Source organism: Streptomyces sp. NPDC044719 (genome assembly GCF_056433405.1).
Map to the genome: position 1 here is coordinate 1,128,734 of NZ_JBWKHE010000001.1, position 15,673 is coordinate 1,144,406.

Genomic DNA, 15,673 nt, shown 5'->3' on the forward strand with positions numbered 1-15,673 from the left:
GACCGGGCCCCTCGTCATGCCCGGCGTGCCGTGCGCACGCTCCAGCGGCCGTCCCGCCGTTCCAGGGCCAGCGGCAGGTCGAAGCACGTGCCGAGCCGGTCGGCGGTCAGCACCTCGGACACCGGGCCGTCGGCCAGCGGACGGCCCTCGCGCAGCAGCAGGGCGTGCGTGGTGTGCGGCGGAAGCTCCTCCGGATGGTGGGTGACCAGGACCGTCGCCAGCCGCGGATGGTCCCGGCGCAGCTCCTCCAGCGCCCCGATCAGCCGCTCCCGGCCGGGCAGATCCAGGCCGGTGGCGGGTTCGTCCAGGAGGAGCAGCCGGGGCTCGGGCATGAGGGCCCGGGCGATCAGGGTCCGGCCGCGCTGGCCCTGGGAGAGGGTGGGCCAGCGTGCCTCACGGTGCTCCGCCAGCCCCAGCGTCCGGATCAGCCGCTCCGCCCGCTCCTCCTGCCCCGGCGTCGGACGCCACCGGGGCAGGGGCTCCACGGAGTTGGTCAGACCGGTCAGGACGACGTCCCGTACCCGCAGCGGCGAGCCGAGCGGATGCCGCGGGTCGACATGCCCGATGTACGCGCGCAGCTCCCGCAGATCGACCCGGCCCAGCCGGTGGCCCAGCACCTCCACGGTGCCCCGGGTGGGGTGGACGCGCGCGCCGAGCAGGCCGAGCAGGGTGGACTTGCCCGCGCCGTTGGCCCCGAGCAGCGCCCAGTGCTCACCGGCCCGGACCGTGAGAAACACCTCCTGGAGGATCGGCCGACCATCGCGTACGACGTGGGCGTCCTCGGCGCGCAGGACGACCGCCGTCACCGCAGCGCCCTGTTCACCGCGGACAGCACCGCCCGGACGGACGCGGCCAGGGCCGAAAAGTCCTGGCCCGCGCCCCAGCACGTCGTACCGCCGACCCGGCACTCGGCGAAGGCGTTCGCACCGTCCTCACCGGCCTGCTCCTGGAAGTCGAGCACCTCCACATCGACTCCCGCGCCGGCCAGCGCGTCGACGAACGCGGAGACCGGGCCGCTGCCGGTGCCCTCGTAGTCGCCGGTGCGCTCACCGGTCCGCAGCGTGCACACGAAGCGCCGGCCGGACTCGTCCGGGTGCACGGACCAGGCCTCCAGCGCCACCTCCCCGTCCTCCACGACGTACGTCGAACGGAATAGCTCGTACAGCTCCTTCGCCGCCATCTCCCGGCCGCTGCCGTCCGTCGCCTCCTGCACGGCCCGGGAGAAGTCCGGCCGCATGCGCGCGGGGAGGTCGACGCCGTGGTGGGCGCGCAGCAGATAGGCCACGCCGCCCTTGCCCGACTGCGAGTTCACGCGGATCACCGCCTCGTAGGAGCGGCCCACGTCGGCCGGGTCGACCGGCAGGTACGGCATCGACCAGGGCGCCTGCCGCTCCGGCACGCCCAGTTCCCGCGCCCGCTCGGCGTGCCGGGCCAGGCCCTTGCTGATCGCGTCCTGGTGGGTGCCCGAGAAGGCGGTGTGGACGAGCTCCCCGGCGTAGGGATGGCGCGGGTGCACGGGCAGGCGGTTGCAGTGCTCGACCGTCTCCCTGACCGTGTCGATGTCTCGGAAGTCGATCATCGGGTCGACGCCCTGGGCGTACAGGTTCAGCGCGAGGGTCACCAGGTCGACGTTGCCGGTGCGCTCACCGTTGCCGAACAGACAGCCCTCGACGCGCTGGGCACCGGCCAGGACGGCCAGTTCGGCGCAGGCGACGCCGGTGCCGCGGTCGTTGTGCGGGTGCACGGAGAGGATCACGCTGTCGCGCCGGGAGAGATGGCGGTGCGCGTACTCGATCTGGTCGGCGTAGACGTTCGGCGTCGCGATCTCCACGGTCGCCGGGAGGTTGTGGGTCACCGGCCGGTCCGGGCTCGCGTCCCACAGTTCGGTCAGCCCGTCGCACAGTTCCAGGACGAAGTCGGGCTCGGTCAGGTTGAAGGTCTCCGGCGAGAACTGGAAGCGGACGTACGGGGCCCGGTCCGCTCGGCGGGCCATGTGCTCGGCGGCCTCCCGCACGGTCCGCCGCACCTCCGCCCGGTCCCGCCCGAGGACGACGTCCCGCCACACCGGCGAGGTCGCGATGTACAGATGCACGACCGCCCTCGGCATCCCCTCGATCGCCTCGAAGGTGCGGTCGATGAGGTCCCGGCGGGCCGGGGTGAACACGACGGGCGTGACGTCGTCCGGGACGGCGTCGCCGGTCGCCAGGTGCCGTACGAAGTCGAAGTCGGTGCGGCTGGCCGAGGGGTAGCCGACCTCGATCTCCTTGAAGCCCATGCCGGTCAGCAGGTCGAAGAAGCGGCGCTTGCGGGACGTGTCCATCGGCTCGGCGAGGGCCTGGTTGCCGTCGCGCAGGTCGACGGGGACCCAGAGGGGAGCGCGCTCGATCCTGGCGGCGGGCCAGTCGCGGCCGGCGGCGGGGACGTGCACACGGTCCTGGAAGGGGCGGTAGCGGTGGAAGGGCATGGGGCCCGGGCGCTGGGGGTTCCAGGCCGGGGCAGGGGTGGTGGTCATCGTCGGCTGTGGCCTTCGGCTCGGTCGGACGGTGACCGGCAGCACGGCGCCCCGCGGCGGGGTGCCGGTCGCGTCAGGCCCCGCCGCGGCAGCCGAGAAGAAGGAGACCGCGGAACGTCATGCGCCGTACGCTAGCCACTCCTCAGCTCCTCAGACAAGTGGAACCTCGGTAGAATCCTTCCACTCCTCAGACAAGTTGGTGAAGCACATGCCGCTCGGCGCCGTCCGCCCCAGCCCTCTCGTCGAGCAGGCCGCCGCCCGGCTGCGCGAGCAGATCACCGGCGGCCACTGGCCCGTCGGCACCAAGCTGCCCGGCGAGACGACCCTGGCGAAGGAACTGGGCGTCGGCCGCTCGACCGTCCGCGAGGCGCTGCGCGCCCTGGCCGGGGCCGGGCTGGTGCGGCCGCGCCAGGGCGCCGGCGTCTTCGTCCTGGCGACCGAGCCGGTCGAGGACTGGCCCACGCGGCTGCGCCGGGCCGCCGTGACCGACGTCTACGAGGTCCGTATGGCCGTCGAGGTCCACGCGGCGCGGCTGGCCGCGCGCCGCCGCACCGCCGACGACATCGCGGCGCTGCGGGCGGCGCTGGAGGCCCGCCGCGCCGCCGCCACCGCCGACGACGCGGCCTTCGTCGACGCGGACATCGCCTTCCACGCCACCGTGGTCGCCGCCGCCCGCAACCCGGTGCTCGCGGACCTGTTCACCGAGTTCACCCCCGTCCTGCGCGAGGGCCTGATCGAGCTCCTGTCCCTGACGGGCCTGCGCGGCCACGACCCGAACACCGGCGACGAGGCCCACGAGGAACTCGTCCGGGCGGTGGCGGACGGGGACGAGGAGGGGGCGGCGGAGGTGCTGCGCGGGGAACTGGAGGACCCGTTCGCGCCCGCTCCGAAGCCGGAATAGCCCACCCGCTCCGGAGGTTGACCGTGGTCAACAAGACTCCACGAGCGCGGTTCATCTCCGGAAGGGCGAGGCGAGACATGAAGATCGGCATCATCGGAGCGGGCAACATCGGCGGCAACCTGACCCGGCGGCTCACCGCCCTCGGCCATGACGTGTCCGTCGCCAACTCCCGGGGCCCGCACACCCTCACGGCCCTCGCGGAGGAGACCGGCGCGACGCCCGTGACGGTCGAGGAGGCGCCGCAGGGCGCCGAGATCGTCGTGATCACCATCCCGCTGAAGGCGGTCCCGGACCTGCCGTCCGGTCTCCTCGACACGGCGGCGGACGGCGTCGCGGTCATCGACACCGGCAACTACTACCCCAGGGAGCGGGACGGCAGGATCGCCGGGATCGAGGACGACGGCCTCACCGAGAGCCGCTGGACGGAGCGCCAGATCGGCCACGCGGTCGTCAAGGCCTTCAACGGCACCTACGCCCAGGACATCCTGGACCGCCCGCTCCCGCCCGGCGACCCCGACCGCATGGCCCTCCCGGTGGCAGGCGACAGCGAGCCGGCCAAGCGCAAGATACGGGACCTCATCGACGCCCTCGGCTTCGACACGGTGGACGCCGGCGGCATCGACGACTCCTGGCGCCAGCAGCCCGCCACCCCGGTCTACGGCCTCCGCGCCGGCGCCGAGGCCGTCACGAAGGCCCTGGCAGAGGCATCACCGGAGCGCACCCCTGAGTTCAGCGGATAGGTCAGGCGTCCTCGGCCCATCTCCGCAGCGCGGCCTTGCTCTCGAAGTCGGCCACGTTCTTGTCCAGCGGGTTGTCGGTGTACTGGTGGAAGCGCCACTTCGCCTTGATGCGGGGCTTGCCCGCGGAGACGTAGTCGGCGATCCACAGGGCGTCCCCCGCGTAGGACGTCGTGTCTATGTTGAGCCAAAAGTTCCGGTTGCAGTAGAGCACCACCTGGTTGTTCGGCCGCAGGTCCTTCAGCTTCCGGATGAACAGGTCCTTCTCCGCGTTGCTCGCGTGCGTTCCGTTGCTGGTCGTCTCCCAGTCGACGGCGAGGATGTCGCCCGCCCGCTCCGGGGCCTTGCCGACGAAGTACTCGGCCTGGGCGGACAGGTTGCCGGGCCACAGGAAGTGGTAGAAGCCGACGACCAGCCCGGCGTCACGCGCCCGCTTCGTCTGGGCGGTCAGTTTGGGGTTGACGTAGGACCGCCCCTCGGTCGCCTTGACGAAGACGAAGGAGAGGCCGTCGGTGTCGTAGGAGGAGGACTGGTAGGCGCTCACGTCGATGCCGCGCAGCATGGGGCTCCCTCTGGTGCGGGTGGGGCTGAAGTTCCTTTGGGCCGGGGGTTGTTGTTATGCCCCGCGAGGGCGGCCGTACGCCGGGCGCGAGGAGGCTCGCGGCCCGGCGGTGGTGAACGCCGGTCGGCTTCAGGAGGCGGGGGAGGCGGCCTCGGCGCGGGGCGCGTCGTCGGCGGAGGCGGCTTCGCGGTCGTCCAGGGAGACGTGCTTGGTCTCCTTGCCGAGCAGAAGCGCGATCAGCGTCAGCACCGCCATCGCCGAGAGGTAGACGCCGACCAGCCACGGCGAGCCGTCCCCGGCCTCCCACAGCGCCACGGCGATGAACGGGGCGACCGCGGCCCCGAGGATCGAGCTGACGTTGTACGCGATGCCGGATCCGGTGTAGCGCACGCTCGTCGGGAAGAGCTCGGGCAGCAGCGCGCCCATCGGGCCGAACGTCATGCCCATCAGGGTGAAGCCGAGTACGAGCCACAGCACCACGCCGAGGGTGCCCAGCTCGATCAGCGGCACCCAGACCAGTCCGAAGACCACGATCGCGGCGGTGATCCAGATCAGGGTGGCGCGCCGCCCGTACCGGTCCGCGAGCGGCCCTGAGACCAGCGTGAACGCGGCGAAGAACAGCACACCGAAGATCATCATGAGCACGAACGTGGTGTAGTCGTACCCGAGTCCGGGCACGGCGGCGTCCTCGGCCGCGCGTCCGTAGCTGAGCGAGAAGGTGGTCATCAGGTAGAAGAGCACGTAGGTCGCCAGCATGATGAAGGTGCCCAGGACCAGCTGCTTGCCGTGGCTGCGCACCACGGTGACGAGCGGCAGCCGCCGCACCCCGCCGGACTCGCGGGTCTTGGCGAAGACCGCCGACTCGACGAGCCGGGAGCGCACCCACAGGCCGATCGCGACCATCACGGCGGAGAACAGGAACGGGACGCGCCAGCCCCAGCTGACGAAGGCCTCCGAGGGCTGCGAGGGGTCGGCGCCCGCCGCGGACGGCAGCAGCGCGCCGATGACCAGGAACAGGCCGTTGCCGATGATGAAGCCGAGCGGGGCGCCCAGCTGCGGGAAGGTGCCGTACAGGGCGCGCTTGCCGCTGGGGGCGTTCTCGGTCGCGACCAGGGCGGCGCCGCTCCACTCGCCGCCGAGCGCGAAGCCCTGCGCGAGCCGCATCAGCACGAGCAGAGCGGTGGCCACCCAGCCGGCTTGGGCGTAGGTGGGCAGTACGCCGATGAGGAACGTGGCGATGCCCATGGTCAGGAGCGAGACGACGAGTGTCTTCTTGCGGCCGAGCCGGTCACCGAGGTGCCCGAAGACGACGGCGCCGATCGGGCGGGCCACCATCGCGGCGCCGAAGACCGCGAAGGACGACAGCAGTGCGGTGGTCGGGTCGCTGCTGGGGAAGAAGAGCTGGGGGAAGACGAGCACCGCGGCGGTCGCGTAGATGTAGAAGTCGTAGAACTCGATCGTCGTGCCCATGAGGCTGGCGACGAGGACACGGGACCGCGGGTTGACGGGCGTCGGGGCTGAACCAGTGACTGGGGCGGGCATCGCTCGGTCTTTCACGTGTGAAACATGGCTACTGCAACGATGTCAGTCATCTCTGATTCCGGTATTTCCGTCTCGAGAATTGAGACAGCAGAGGCCGGCGAGTAACGGCTTGGAACGGTGCCCCCTGGCGTACCTACGGCCTGTCATGCTCAGGCCATGTGGAGACCAGGGCAGGTGGACGACGGAACGACCCGAGGTTGCCTGTTGAACGGTTGCCTGGTGGCGCTGGTGCTGGGAGAGCCTCGTCCGGGCGGCGTCCGACGGTGTGGTGGACGACGGGGAGATCGCCCGGGTCTTCCCCCACGGAAAGCCCGCCCAGGGCCTGGTCGGCATCGAGCGGCAGGGCCCCGATGTCACGGTGACCGCGGAATTGCTGGGCAGAGGCCCGTGGTCACCGTCGTGGAACTGGCCGTGGAGAACGAACCGGGTTCGGCGTGCACAACGGCAGGAGTCCCGTCTCCCACCGCACTGCCAAGCGCCTCTGAATAGGGGGGCAGAGGCCCCCTCAGCACTCGATGATGTTCACCGCCAGCCCGCCCCGGGCCGTCTCCTTGTACTTCACCGACATGTCGGCCCCGGTGTCCTTCATCGTCTTGATGACCTTGTCCAGGGACACCTTGTGGGAGCCGTCGCCGCGCATGGCCATGCGGGCGGCGGTGACGGCCTTGACCGCGGCCATGCCGTTGCGTTCGATGCACGGGATCTGGACGAGGCCGCCGACCGGGTCGCAGGTGAGGCCGAGGTTGTGTTCCATGCCGATCTCGGCGGCGTTCTCGACCTGCTCGGGCGAGCCGCCGAGGACCTCGGCCAGGGCGCCCGCGGCCATCGAGCAGGCGGAGCCCACCTCGCCCTGGCAGCCGACCTCGGCACCGGAGATGGAGGCGTTCTCCTTGAACAGCATGCCGATCGCGCCCGCGGCGAGCAGGAAGCGGACCACGCCCTCCTCGTCGGCGCCGGGCACGAAGTTGACGTAGTAGTGCAGGACCGCGGGGATGATTCCGGCCGCGCCGTTGGTGGGGGCGGTGACGACCCGGCCGCCGGCCGCGTTCTCCTCGTTGACCGCCATCGCGTAGAGGGTGATCCACTCCATCGCGAGGGCCTTCGGGTCGCCCTCGGAGCGGAGCTTGCGCGCGGTGTTCGCGGCGCGGCGGCGCACCTTGAGACCGCCCGGCAGGATGCCCTCGCGGGACATGCCGCGCGCCACGCACGACTCCATCACCCGCCAGATCTCCAGCAGGCCGGCCCGGATCTCCTCCTCGGTGCGCCAGGCGCGCTCGTTCTCCAGCATCAGCGCCGAGATGGACAGGCCCGTCTCCTCGGCCAGGCGCAGCAGCTCGTCGCCCGTGCGGAAGGGGTACTTCAGGGCGGTGTCGTCGAGTTTGATGCGGTCCGCGCCGACGGCTTCCTCGTCGACGACGAAGCCGCCGCCGACCGAGTAGTAGGTCTTGGTCAGCAGCTCCGCGCCCGAGGCGTCGTACGCCCACAGGGTCATGCCGTTCGCGTGGTACGGAAGGGCCTTGCGGCGGTGCAGGACCATGTCGTCGTCGAAGGAGAACGCGATCTCGTGCTCGCCCAGCAGCTTCAGCCGGCCGTCGGTTTTGATCGCGGCCACCCGGTCGTCGGCCTTCTCCACGTCGACGGAGCGCGGCGAGTCGCCCTCCAGGCCGAGCAGGACCGCCTTGGGTGTGCCGTGGCCGTGGCCGGTGGCGCCGAGCGAGCCGTACAGCTCCGCACGGACCGAGCCGACCGACTCCAGCAGCTCTTCGTTGCGCAGCCGCCGGGCGAACAGGCCGGCCGCGCGCATCGGGCCGACCGTGTGGGAGCTGGACGGGCCGATGCCGATCGAGAACAGGTCGAAGACCGAGATGGCCACGGGAACTCCTGACTGACTACGGGGTGGTGCGTGAGCGGGCGGGCGCCGTGCTCGCCGGTGCCGCCACCGGCGGGCACGGCGCCCTGAAAGGTTTCTTCGTTACTTGTTCAGGCCCGCGTACAGCGGGTGCCTGTCGGCCAGGGCCTTCACCCGGGCCTTGAGCGCGTCCGCGTCGTAGGACGGCTTGAGCGTCTCGGCGATGACGTCCGCGACCTCTGCGAAGTCCTCGGCCGTAAAGCCCCGGGTCGCCAGGGCCGGCGTGCCGATCCGCAGACCGGACGTCACCATCGGCGGGCGCGGGTCGTTCGGGATCGCGTTGCGGTTGACCGTGATGCCCACCTCGTGGAGGCGGTCCTCGGCCTGCTGGCCGTCCAGCTCCGAGTGGCGCAGGTCGACCAGGACCAGGTGCACGTCCGTGCCGCCGGACAGGACGTCCACGCCCACGGCCCGGACGTCGTCCTTCACCAGACGCTCGGCCAGGATGCGGGCACCCTCCAGCGTACGGCGCTGGCGCTCCTTGAAGTCCTCGGAGGCGGCGACCTTGAACGAGACCGCCTTGGCCGCGATCACGTGCTCCAGCGGACCGCCCTGCTGACCGGGGAAGACAGCGGAGTTGATCTTCTTGGCGAGCTCGGCCGTGGAGAGGATCACACCGCCGCGCGGGCCGCCCAGCGTCTTGTGGGTGGTGGTGGTGACCACGTGCGCGTGCGGAACGGGGTTCGGGTGCAGCCCCGCCGCCACGAGCCCCGCGAAGTGCGCCATGTCGACCATCAGGTACGCGCCGACCTCGTCCGCGATCCGGCGGAACTCGGCGAAGTCCAGCTGCCGCGGGTAGGCGGACCAGCCCGCGACGATCAGCTTCGGCCGGGACTCCTTCGCCAGCCGCTCCACCTCGGCCATGTCGACCCGGCCGTCGTCACCGACGTGGTAGGCGACGACGTCGTAGAGCTTGCCGGAGAAGTTGATCTTCATGCCGTGGGTCAGGTGCCCGCCGTGCGCGAGGTTCAGACCCATGATGGTGTCGCCCGGCTTGAGCAGCGCGAACATCGCGGCGGCGTTGGCCTGGGCGCCGGAGTGCGGCTGGACGTTGGCGTGCTCGGCGCCGAACAGCTCCTTGACGCGGTCGATCGCGATCTGCTCGACCACGTCGACGTGCTCGCAGCCGCCGTAGTAGCGGCGGCCCGGGTAGCCCTCGGCGTACTTGTTGGTGAGGACCGAGCCCTGTGCCTCCATGACCGCGACCGGGGCGAAGTTCTCCGAGGCGATCATCTCGAGCGTGGACTGCTGCCGGTGCAGCTCGGCGTCGACCGCGGCGGCGACGGCCGGGTCGAACTCGTGCAGGGACGTGTTCAGGACGGACATACGGCTACGACTCCTCAGCCGGCGGAGAACGCGGTGTACTCGTCGGCGGAGAGCAGGTCGCCCGGCTCGTCCGTGACGCGCACCTTGAACAGCCAGCCGCCCTCGAAGGGGGCCGAGTTCACCAGCGACGGGTCGTTCACCACGTCCTCGTTGACCTCGGTGACCTCGCCGGAGACCGGGGAGTAGAGGTCGGACACGGACTTGGTCGACTCCAGCTCGCCGCAGGTCTCACCGGCGGACACGGCGTCACCGACCGCCGGGAGCTGGACGAAGACGACGTCGCCCAGCGCGTTCGCCGCGTGCTCCGTGATGCCGATCGTCGAGACGCCGTCCTCGGCGCCCGACAGCCACTCGTGCTCCTTGCTGTAACGCAGCTCTTTGGGGTTGCTCATGGCCTGGATTCTCCTGTACGCGCGGGAGTGCTGATGAAGGGGACCGCTGGTGAGCGGGGATGAGATGCCCGGGACCGCTGTGACGGCCCGCGGCCAGTGTCTACTTCTGGCGCTTGTAGAACGGCAGCGCCACGACCTCGTACGGCTCGTGACTGCCCCGGATGTCCACGGCCACACCGGGTGTGCCGGGCGCCGCGTGCGCGGGGTCGACGTACGCCATCGCGATCGGCTTGCCGAGCGTGGGGGAGGGGGCGCCGGAGGTGACCTCGCCGATCACCTCGCCGCCGGTGACCACCGGGTACCCGGCGCGCGGGACCCTACGGCCCTCGGCGACGAGGCCGACCAGGACGCGGGGCGGGTTCTGCTCGGCGCGCGCGGCGGCCTCCGTCAGGGCCTCGCGGCCCACGAAGTCGCCCTCCTTCTCGAACTTCACCACCCGGCCGAGCCCGGCGTCGAAGGGCGTCAGGGAGGTGCTCAGCTCGTGCCCGTACAGCGGCATGCCCGCCTCGAGGCGCAGCGTGTCGCGGCAGGACAGGCCGCACGGGACCAGGCCGGCGCCCTCGCCCGCCTTGGTCAGGGCCTGCCACAGCTCGACGGCGTGCTCGGGCTTCACGAACAGCTCGAAGCCGTCCTCGCCGGTGTACCCGGTGCGGGCGATGAGGGCCGGGACGCCCGCGACCGTGCCGGGCAGTCCGGCGTAGTACTTCAGGCCGTCGAGGTCGGCGTCGGTCAGGGACTTCAGGATCCCCGGGGACTCCGGGCCCTGTACGGCGAGCAGCGCGTAGGCGTCCCGGTCGTCGCGCACCTCGGCGTCGAAGCCGGCGGAACGTTCCACCAGGGCGTCCAGGACCACCTGCGCGTTGGAGGCGTTGGCGACCACCATGTACTCGGTCTCGCCCAGCCGGTAGACGATCAGGTCGTCGAGGATGCCGCCGTCGGCCTGGCAGATCATGGTGTAGCGGGCGCGGCCGGGCTTGACCCCGCCGATGTTGCCCACCAGGGCGAAGTCGAGGAGGGCGGCGGCCTGCGGGCCGGTGACGGTGATCTCGCCCATGTGGGAGAGGTCGAAGAGCCCGGCCTTCGTGCGCACGGCGTTGTGCTCGTCGCGCTCGGAGCCGTAGCGCAGGGGCATGTCCCAGCCGGCGAAGTCGGTCATCGTCGCGCCGAGCGAACGATGCAGGGCATCGAGCGCGGTGTGGCGGAGTTCTCCTGTACTGCTCATCGGTCGGTTGTCTCCCAAGGCATGACGGCGAGGTCGTTCCTCCCCATCTGTCATCGGAACCTGAGAGGTTCGCCATGACCACTCGGGACACGGCTTGCACCTTGGGTGGAGCCACGCCGCTTCCCCGGAATCGGAGAAGGGTGCGGCCCGCTTTTCAGATGTGCCTCGCCCGCGCGGTAACGGGGCCTGAGAGATTCAAGGGAGGGACTTGCTCCTTCGGCGCCCCAGCGTCGGACGGTGCTGGGGACTCTCCCGCGCGGATTCAAACGGCCGGTATGCAGTTGGCGCGCACATCATTGCACGCATTGTCGCGGGGTGGCAGGGGGACCACCCTGTAGCAGGGATGTTGCAGGAAGAGGACTAAATCCAGAGACATCGGGCATTACCTTCTCTTTACACTCGGCGGGCATGGGACTCCGTACCTGGCCCCAGGGGAGGACGATCACGGTGAACAGGACCACCGCGTACGCCACGACGTCGGGCATCGCGCTGCCCGAGCAGCCGGCCGCTCCGGTGCGCGCGGCCTGCGGCCCGCAGCCGGTGCCGGTCGTCCGCGATCTGCGCGAGCGCGCCGGCCGCGGCCCGCACGCGCTGCTGTTCGGCCCCAACGACATCGTCGTGGTCACAGGCCTGCCCGGCAGCGGCAAGTCCACGCTGATGCGGCGCACCGTGCCGGGCCGGCGCATCGACTCCCAGGACACCCGCGACCACTGGGACCTCCGCATGCCGCGCGCCCTGCCGTACGCGGTCTACCGCCCGCTCGTCCGGCTCGCGCACTACGCCGGACTGCGCCGCGCCCTGCGCACCGGCGAGGGCGTCGTCGTGCACGACTGCGGCACCCAGGCCTGGGTCCGCCGCTGGCTCGCCCGCGAGGCCCGCCGCCGGGGCGGCACGCTCCACCTTCTGATGCTCGACGTCGCCCCCGAACAGGCCCTGGCCGGCCAGCGCGACCGCGGCCGCGGCGTCTCGCGGTACGCGTTCCTGCGCCACCGCGCGGCCACCACCCGCCTCCTGCGAGAGGTGGAGCGCGGCGAACTGCCCAGCGGCTGCGGCTCGGCGATCCTCGCCGACCGCGACGCGGCGAACACCCTGCACCGCATCGCCTTCGCGGGCTGACGGCCCGGGCCCGTGAACCGGCACGGACGGTGCCGGCTGTCCGCGCGGCCGGCGGCTCTGGCTACCGGGCTGGCGGCCGCCGTCGGTGAGCCGTGTTCGCGGAGTCGGCGGCCGCGGATGGTGAGCCGGGTTCATGGGCCGGTGGCCGCAGTCGGTGAATCGTGTTCATGGGGCAGGCGGCACTGACCGGTGAGCCGCGTTCATGGGGCAGGCGGCACCGGCCAGTGCACCGTGTTCATGGGCGGGCAGCCGCAGTCGGTGAGCCCGAAAAGCGTGGGCCGGTCGCCCGCGGCCCCGCGTCGTGGTTCACGGGGTGGTCGTCCCTCGTTCCCGAGCCGCTAGCCTTTGAGCCACAGCAGTGGTTTCAGGCAGGCGGTAGGCAGATGGACTTCCCGGCGGACTTCTCCGCGGACTTCCCGGCGCAGACGCAGACCCACCCGCACGGCGGATGGCCCGGCAACGAGCTGGAGGAGGTGCTCTCGGCCTCCCTCGGCGCCGGCCCCTCGGCCGGCGGGCGGATCGTCGAGGTGCTCGGCCGGAGCTTCGTGTGGATCCCGCTCCCCAACGGCGGCGGCCCGCAGAGCGGCCCCCTCGACCTCCCCGGCATCGAGATCGACGGCCAGGCGTTCGTACCGGTGTTCAGCTCCGAGGAGCAGTTCCGCCAGGTCGTGGGCTCGCACATGTCGTACACCATCGCGCCGGCCGTGGAGTTCGCCCGTGGTCTGCCCCCGCACGCGGGGATAGCCATCAACCCCGGTGGCGTGGTCGGCATCCCGCTCCCGCCGCCCGCCGTCGCCGAGCTGTGCCGGGCCGGCCGGACCCCGCTGGACGGCCCCGCGAGCGGCGGCCGGGTGCGCCTCTTCGAGCCCGACTGGCAGGACGACCCGGTGGACTTCCTCGCCGCCGCCTCCGCCGAGTTCGAGGCGACCGGCGTCGTCGTCACCGCCCGCCGCTGCCTCGCCGCGATCGAGACCGCCGACCCGGTGATGTTCGTCGGCGTCGAACTCTCCCAGTGGGAAGGCGACCTGCGCGCCCTCCCCCTGGACGCCCTCACCCGCGCCGTCACCACCGCCCCGGCCCCCTGGCCGGTCAACCTGGTCCTGCTGGACGTGGCGGAGGACCCGGTGGGCAACTGGATGAAGGACCGGGTCCGGCCCTTCTACCAGCGGTAGGGCGACGCACTCAGGGGCGCGGGGAACTGCGCGATCAACCACACACGACCCGCACCCGCCCGACGGCACCAAGCTCCGGGCTCCCGAGCGGGCTTAAGCTAGGTCACGGTCGAGGCGTTGTACGAAGGGGCGGTAAAGGTGAGCGCGAGCGGCACGGCCGCGGCCGGACAGGTCGAGCACATGCTGCGCCAGGTCACGCCCGGGCGTTATGACGCCTACGAGGCCCTCCTGCGCGCGCTCGCGACCCCGCACAGCGGCCAGATCTGGATGCTCCTGTGGCACGGCCAGGCCGGATCCCCCGACGCCCAGTACGGGAACATGGAGGTCCAGGGCTACGGCTACGCCCCCTGTGTGACCTCCGCCCAGGAGCTCTCGGCGAGCGGCTGGAACCGCAGCTACGAGGTCGTCGACGGAGTCGACGTGGCCCGGGCTCTCTACCCCGACCACTACGGTCTCTGGCTCAACCCGCACGCCCCCGGCGGCGGCGTCGGCATCCCCTGGCTCGACCTGCGCCGGATCGCCACGGGCCTGGACCGCCAGCCCGCCGGGCCCCTGCGGCTGTCCGAACCGGCCATCGAGATCCCGCAGTTCTACGCCCTGCTCGCGCAGAACGCCCACCGCACCCCGGCCGTCCGCTCGCTGCGCCGTGCCTGGGTGCAGCCCGCGCTCGGGGCGCCGTATCTCGCCATCGGACTCGACGTCTACGACACCTCACCGTCGGCCGTGGATTCGGTGCGCGCGATGATGCAGCAGTCCCTCGGCGCCGTACCGGACGGGCTCCCCGTCTCGACCGTGGCGATGTCCGACGAGCACGACCCGGTCGCTATGTGGCTGCGCGCCGGCGCACGCCCCTTCTACGACCGTGAGGCCCACGCCACCGCCCCTGTCCAGGCCCCGGTCTCGGGCTACGGATACCCCCCTGCCCAGGGCAGGTACTGACCCGCTCGGCAGGTCCCCGAAGGCCTTTCCCGCAACGCCCCGAACGTGACAACCGTTCAACTCTTCGCGCGTAGATAAGGGCTATAGGGGCGCTTCTGTCCTAATATGCCCCTGACGCAGCGCGTCCGGCCGCTGTTACCCGTTGTCCGGATAACGGAACCCTGCAGACAGCATCACGTTTACGCATCCTTTCATCGCCAAGTCTGGCAACTGATCGCCAAAGCGTTGAAGACTCCCCGCAAGACACGGACCGGGTCGGTCGCGTGTACGAGACAAACAAAACCGCTACAGCGGCAGCCAGGGGACGGCGATCGCCGGCCCGAGAGGGGTCAATCGCACCGTGACCGCACCCATCGAGACCACCGGGGCGGAAGCCGGAGCACAGCCCGAGGCCGTGCTCTCCGGGGTCAAGAAGAGCCAGATCGAGGGGCGCTCGCTCACCCAGATCGCCTGGATGCGCTTCAAGCGGGACAAGGTGGCGATGGCGGGAGGCGTCGTCGTCATCCTGCTCGTGACGATGGCGGTGTTCTCCAAGCCGATCCTGTGGATCTTCAACCTCGATCCGAACAAGTTCAACCAGGACCTCATCGACCCGGCGCTGCTCGCCCCCAAGGGCGGCTGGGGAGGTATGAGTTGGGACCACCCGCTCGGCGTGGACCCCCAGTACGGCCGCGACATGCTCGCCCGCATCATCGACGGCTCCTGGGTCTCCCTCCTGGTCGCGGGCGGCGCGACGCTGCTGTCCGTGTGCATCGGCACCGTGCTCGGTGTCGTCGCCGGCTACTACGGCGGCTGGATCGACAGCGTCATCAGCAGGCTGATGGACACCTTCCTGGCCTTCCCCCTGCTGCTGTTCGCCATCTCGATCTCCGCCTCGGTGCAGGACGGGTTCTTCGGTCTCGAAGGCCTGCCCCTGCGCATCTGCGTGCTGATCTTCGTGATCGGCTTCTTCAGCTGGCCGTACATCGGCCGCATCGTGCGCGCCCAGACGATGACCCTGCGCAAGCGGGAGTTCATCGAGGCCGCCACGAGCCTCGGGGCACGCGGCCCGTACGTGCTCTTCCGGGAACTGCTCCCGAACCTCGTCGCACCGATCCTCGTCTACTCGACGCTGATCATCCCGACGAACATCCTGTTCGAGGCAGCGCTGAGCTTCCTCGGTGTCGGTATCGCTCCGCCGCAGGCCTCCTGGGGCGGCATGCTCAGCAACGCTGTGGATCTCTACACGGCTGATCCGCAGTACATGTTCGTGCCCGGACTGGCGATCTTCATCACCGTCCTGGCCTTCAACCTGCTGGGTGACGGGCTGCGTGACGCCCTCGACCCTCGCAGCAAGTGATCCA

14 protein-coding genes and 2 riboswitches are annotated in these 15,673 nt (G+C 71.1%); of the genes, 6 read left to right on the forward strand and 8 right to left on the reverse strand.

The window, feature by feature from the left end; all coding sequences use genetic code 11:
* Positions 1-14: 14 nt before the first annotated feature.
* Positions 15-806, reverse strand: a complete 792-nt coding sequence (locus AC07DF_RS05275) for an ABC transporter ATP-binding protein (RefSeq protein WP_478967062.1) — start codon at positions 804-806, stop codon at positions 15-17.
* The gene (locus AC07DF_RS05280) at positions 803-2,512 is read right to left on the reverse strand and encodes a 2-isopropylmalate synthase (RefSeq protein ID WP_478967064.1); all 1,710 of its coding nucleotides are present in this window, start codon (positions 2,510-2,512) and stop codon (positions 803-805) included. The genes AC07DF_RS05275 and AC07DF_RS05280 overlap by 4 nt, the downstream gene beginning before the upstream one ends.
* Before the next feature lie 208 nt (positions 2,513-2,720).
* Between AC07DF_RS05280 and AC07DF_RS05285 the strand changes: the two genes are divergently transcribed.
* Both AC07DF_RS05285 and AC07DF_RS05290 read left to right on the forward strand, forming a co-directional pair.
* Positions 2,721-3,413 carry a FadR/GntR family transcriptional regulator gene (locus AC07DF_RS05285; protein ID WP_478967065.1) on the forward strand — a complete coding sequence of 231 codons (693 nt, stop codon included), beginning with the start codon at positions 2,721-2,723 and terminating at the stop codon, positions 3,411-3,413.
* A 53-nt stretch (positions 3,414-3,466) separates the two neighbouring features.
* A complete protein-coding gene (locus AC07DF_RS05290) occupies positions 3,467-4,153 on the forward strand; it encodes an NADPH-dependent F420 reductase (RefSeq protein WP_478967601.1) in 687 nt (228 codons plus the stop codon).
* A 1-nt stretch (position 4,154) separates the two neighbouring features.
* On the opposite strand, the gene AC07DF_RS05295 is transcribed toward AC07DF_RS05290, so the two are convergent.
* From AC07DF_RS05295 to gcvT, 6 genes are all read right to left on the reverse strand, one after another.
* The gene (locus AC07DF_RS05295; protein ID WP_478967066.1) at positions 4,155-4,712 is read right to left on the reverse strand and encodes a glycoside hydrolase family 25 protein; all 558 of its coding nucleotides are present in this window, start codon (positions 4,710-4,712) and stop codon (positions 4,155-4,157) included.
* 129 nt (positions 4,713-4,841) lie between these two features.
* A complete protein-coding gene (locus AC07DF_RS05300) occupies positions 4,842-6,254 on the reverse strand; it encodes an MFS transporter (protein ID WP_478967067.1) in 1,413 nt (470 codons plus the stop codon).
* A 505-nt stretch (positions 6,255-6,759) separates the two neighbouring features.
* Positions 6,760-8,127 carry an L-serine ammonia-lyase gene (locus tag AC07DF_RS05305; RefSeq protein WP_478967068.1) on the reverse strand — a complete coding sequence of 456 codons (1,368 nt, stop codon included), beginning with the start codon at positions 8,125-8,127 and terminating at the stop codon, positions 6,760-6,762.
* Between the two features lie 99 nt (positions 8,128-8,226).
* Positions 8,227-9,489, reverse strand: coding sequence for a serine hydroxymethyltransferase (gene glyA / locus AC07DF_RS05310; RefSeq protein WP_478967070.1), 1,263 nt, complete (start codon positions 9,487-9,489; stop codon positions 8,227-8,229).
* Positions 9,490-9,503: 14 nt separating this feature from the next.
* Positions 9,504-9,881 (reverse strand): glycine cleavage system protein GcvH, encoded by a 378-nt coding sequence (gene gcvH / locus AC07DF_RS05315; RefSeq protein WP_189727772.1) that lies wholly within the window; start codon positions 9,879-9,881, stop codon positions 9,504-9,506.
* 100 nt (positions 9,882-9,981) lie between these two features.
* Positions 9,982-11,103 carry a glycine cleavage system aminomethyltransferase GcvT gene (gene gcvT, locus AC07DF_RS05320; RefSeq protein WP_478967072.1) on the reverse strand — a complete coding sequence of 374 codons (1,122 nt, stop codon included), beginning with the start codon at positions 11,101-11,103 and terminating at the stop codon, positions 9,982-9,984.
* Between the two features lie 37 nt (positions 11,104-11,140).
* Positions 11,141-11,266, reverse strand: a riboswitch (glycine riboswitch).
* Position 11,267: 1 nt separating this feature from the next.
* Positions 11,268-11,368: riboswitch (glycine riboswitch) on the reverse strand.
* A gap of 182 nt (positions 11,369-11,550) precedes the next feature.
* Here gcvT and AC07DF_RS05325 point away from each other — a divergent pair.
* From AC07DF_RS05325 to AC07DF_RS05340, 4 genes are all read left to right on the forward strand, one after another.
* On the forward strand, positions 11,551-12,219 hold the full coding sequence (locus AC07DF_RS05325; protein WP_478967603.1) for an AAA family ATPase: 669 nt from the start codon (positions 11,551-11,553) through the stop codon (positions 12,217-12,219).
* 383 nt (positions 12,220-12,602) lie between these two features.
* Positions 12,603-13,391, forward strand: coding sequence for an enhanced serine sensitivity protein SseB (locus AC07DF_RS05330; RefSeq protein WP_478967074.1), 789 nt, complete (start codon positions 12,603-12,605; stop codon positions 13,389-13,391).
* 138 nt (positions 13,392-13,529) lie between these two features.
* Entirely contained in the window at positions 13,530-14,330 is an 801-nt protein-coding gene (locus AC07DF_RS05335; protein ID WP_478967077.1) for an enhanced serine sensitivity protein SseB C-terminal domain-containing protein, read from the forward strand.
* 340 nt (positions 14,331-14,670) lie between these two features.
* A complete protein-coding gene (locus AC07DF_RS05340; protein WP_478967079.1) occupies positions 14,671-15,669 on the forward strand; it encodes an ABC transporter permease in 999 nt (332 codons plus the stop codon).
* Positions 15,670-15,673: the final 4 nt, after the last annotated feature.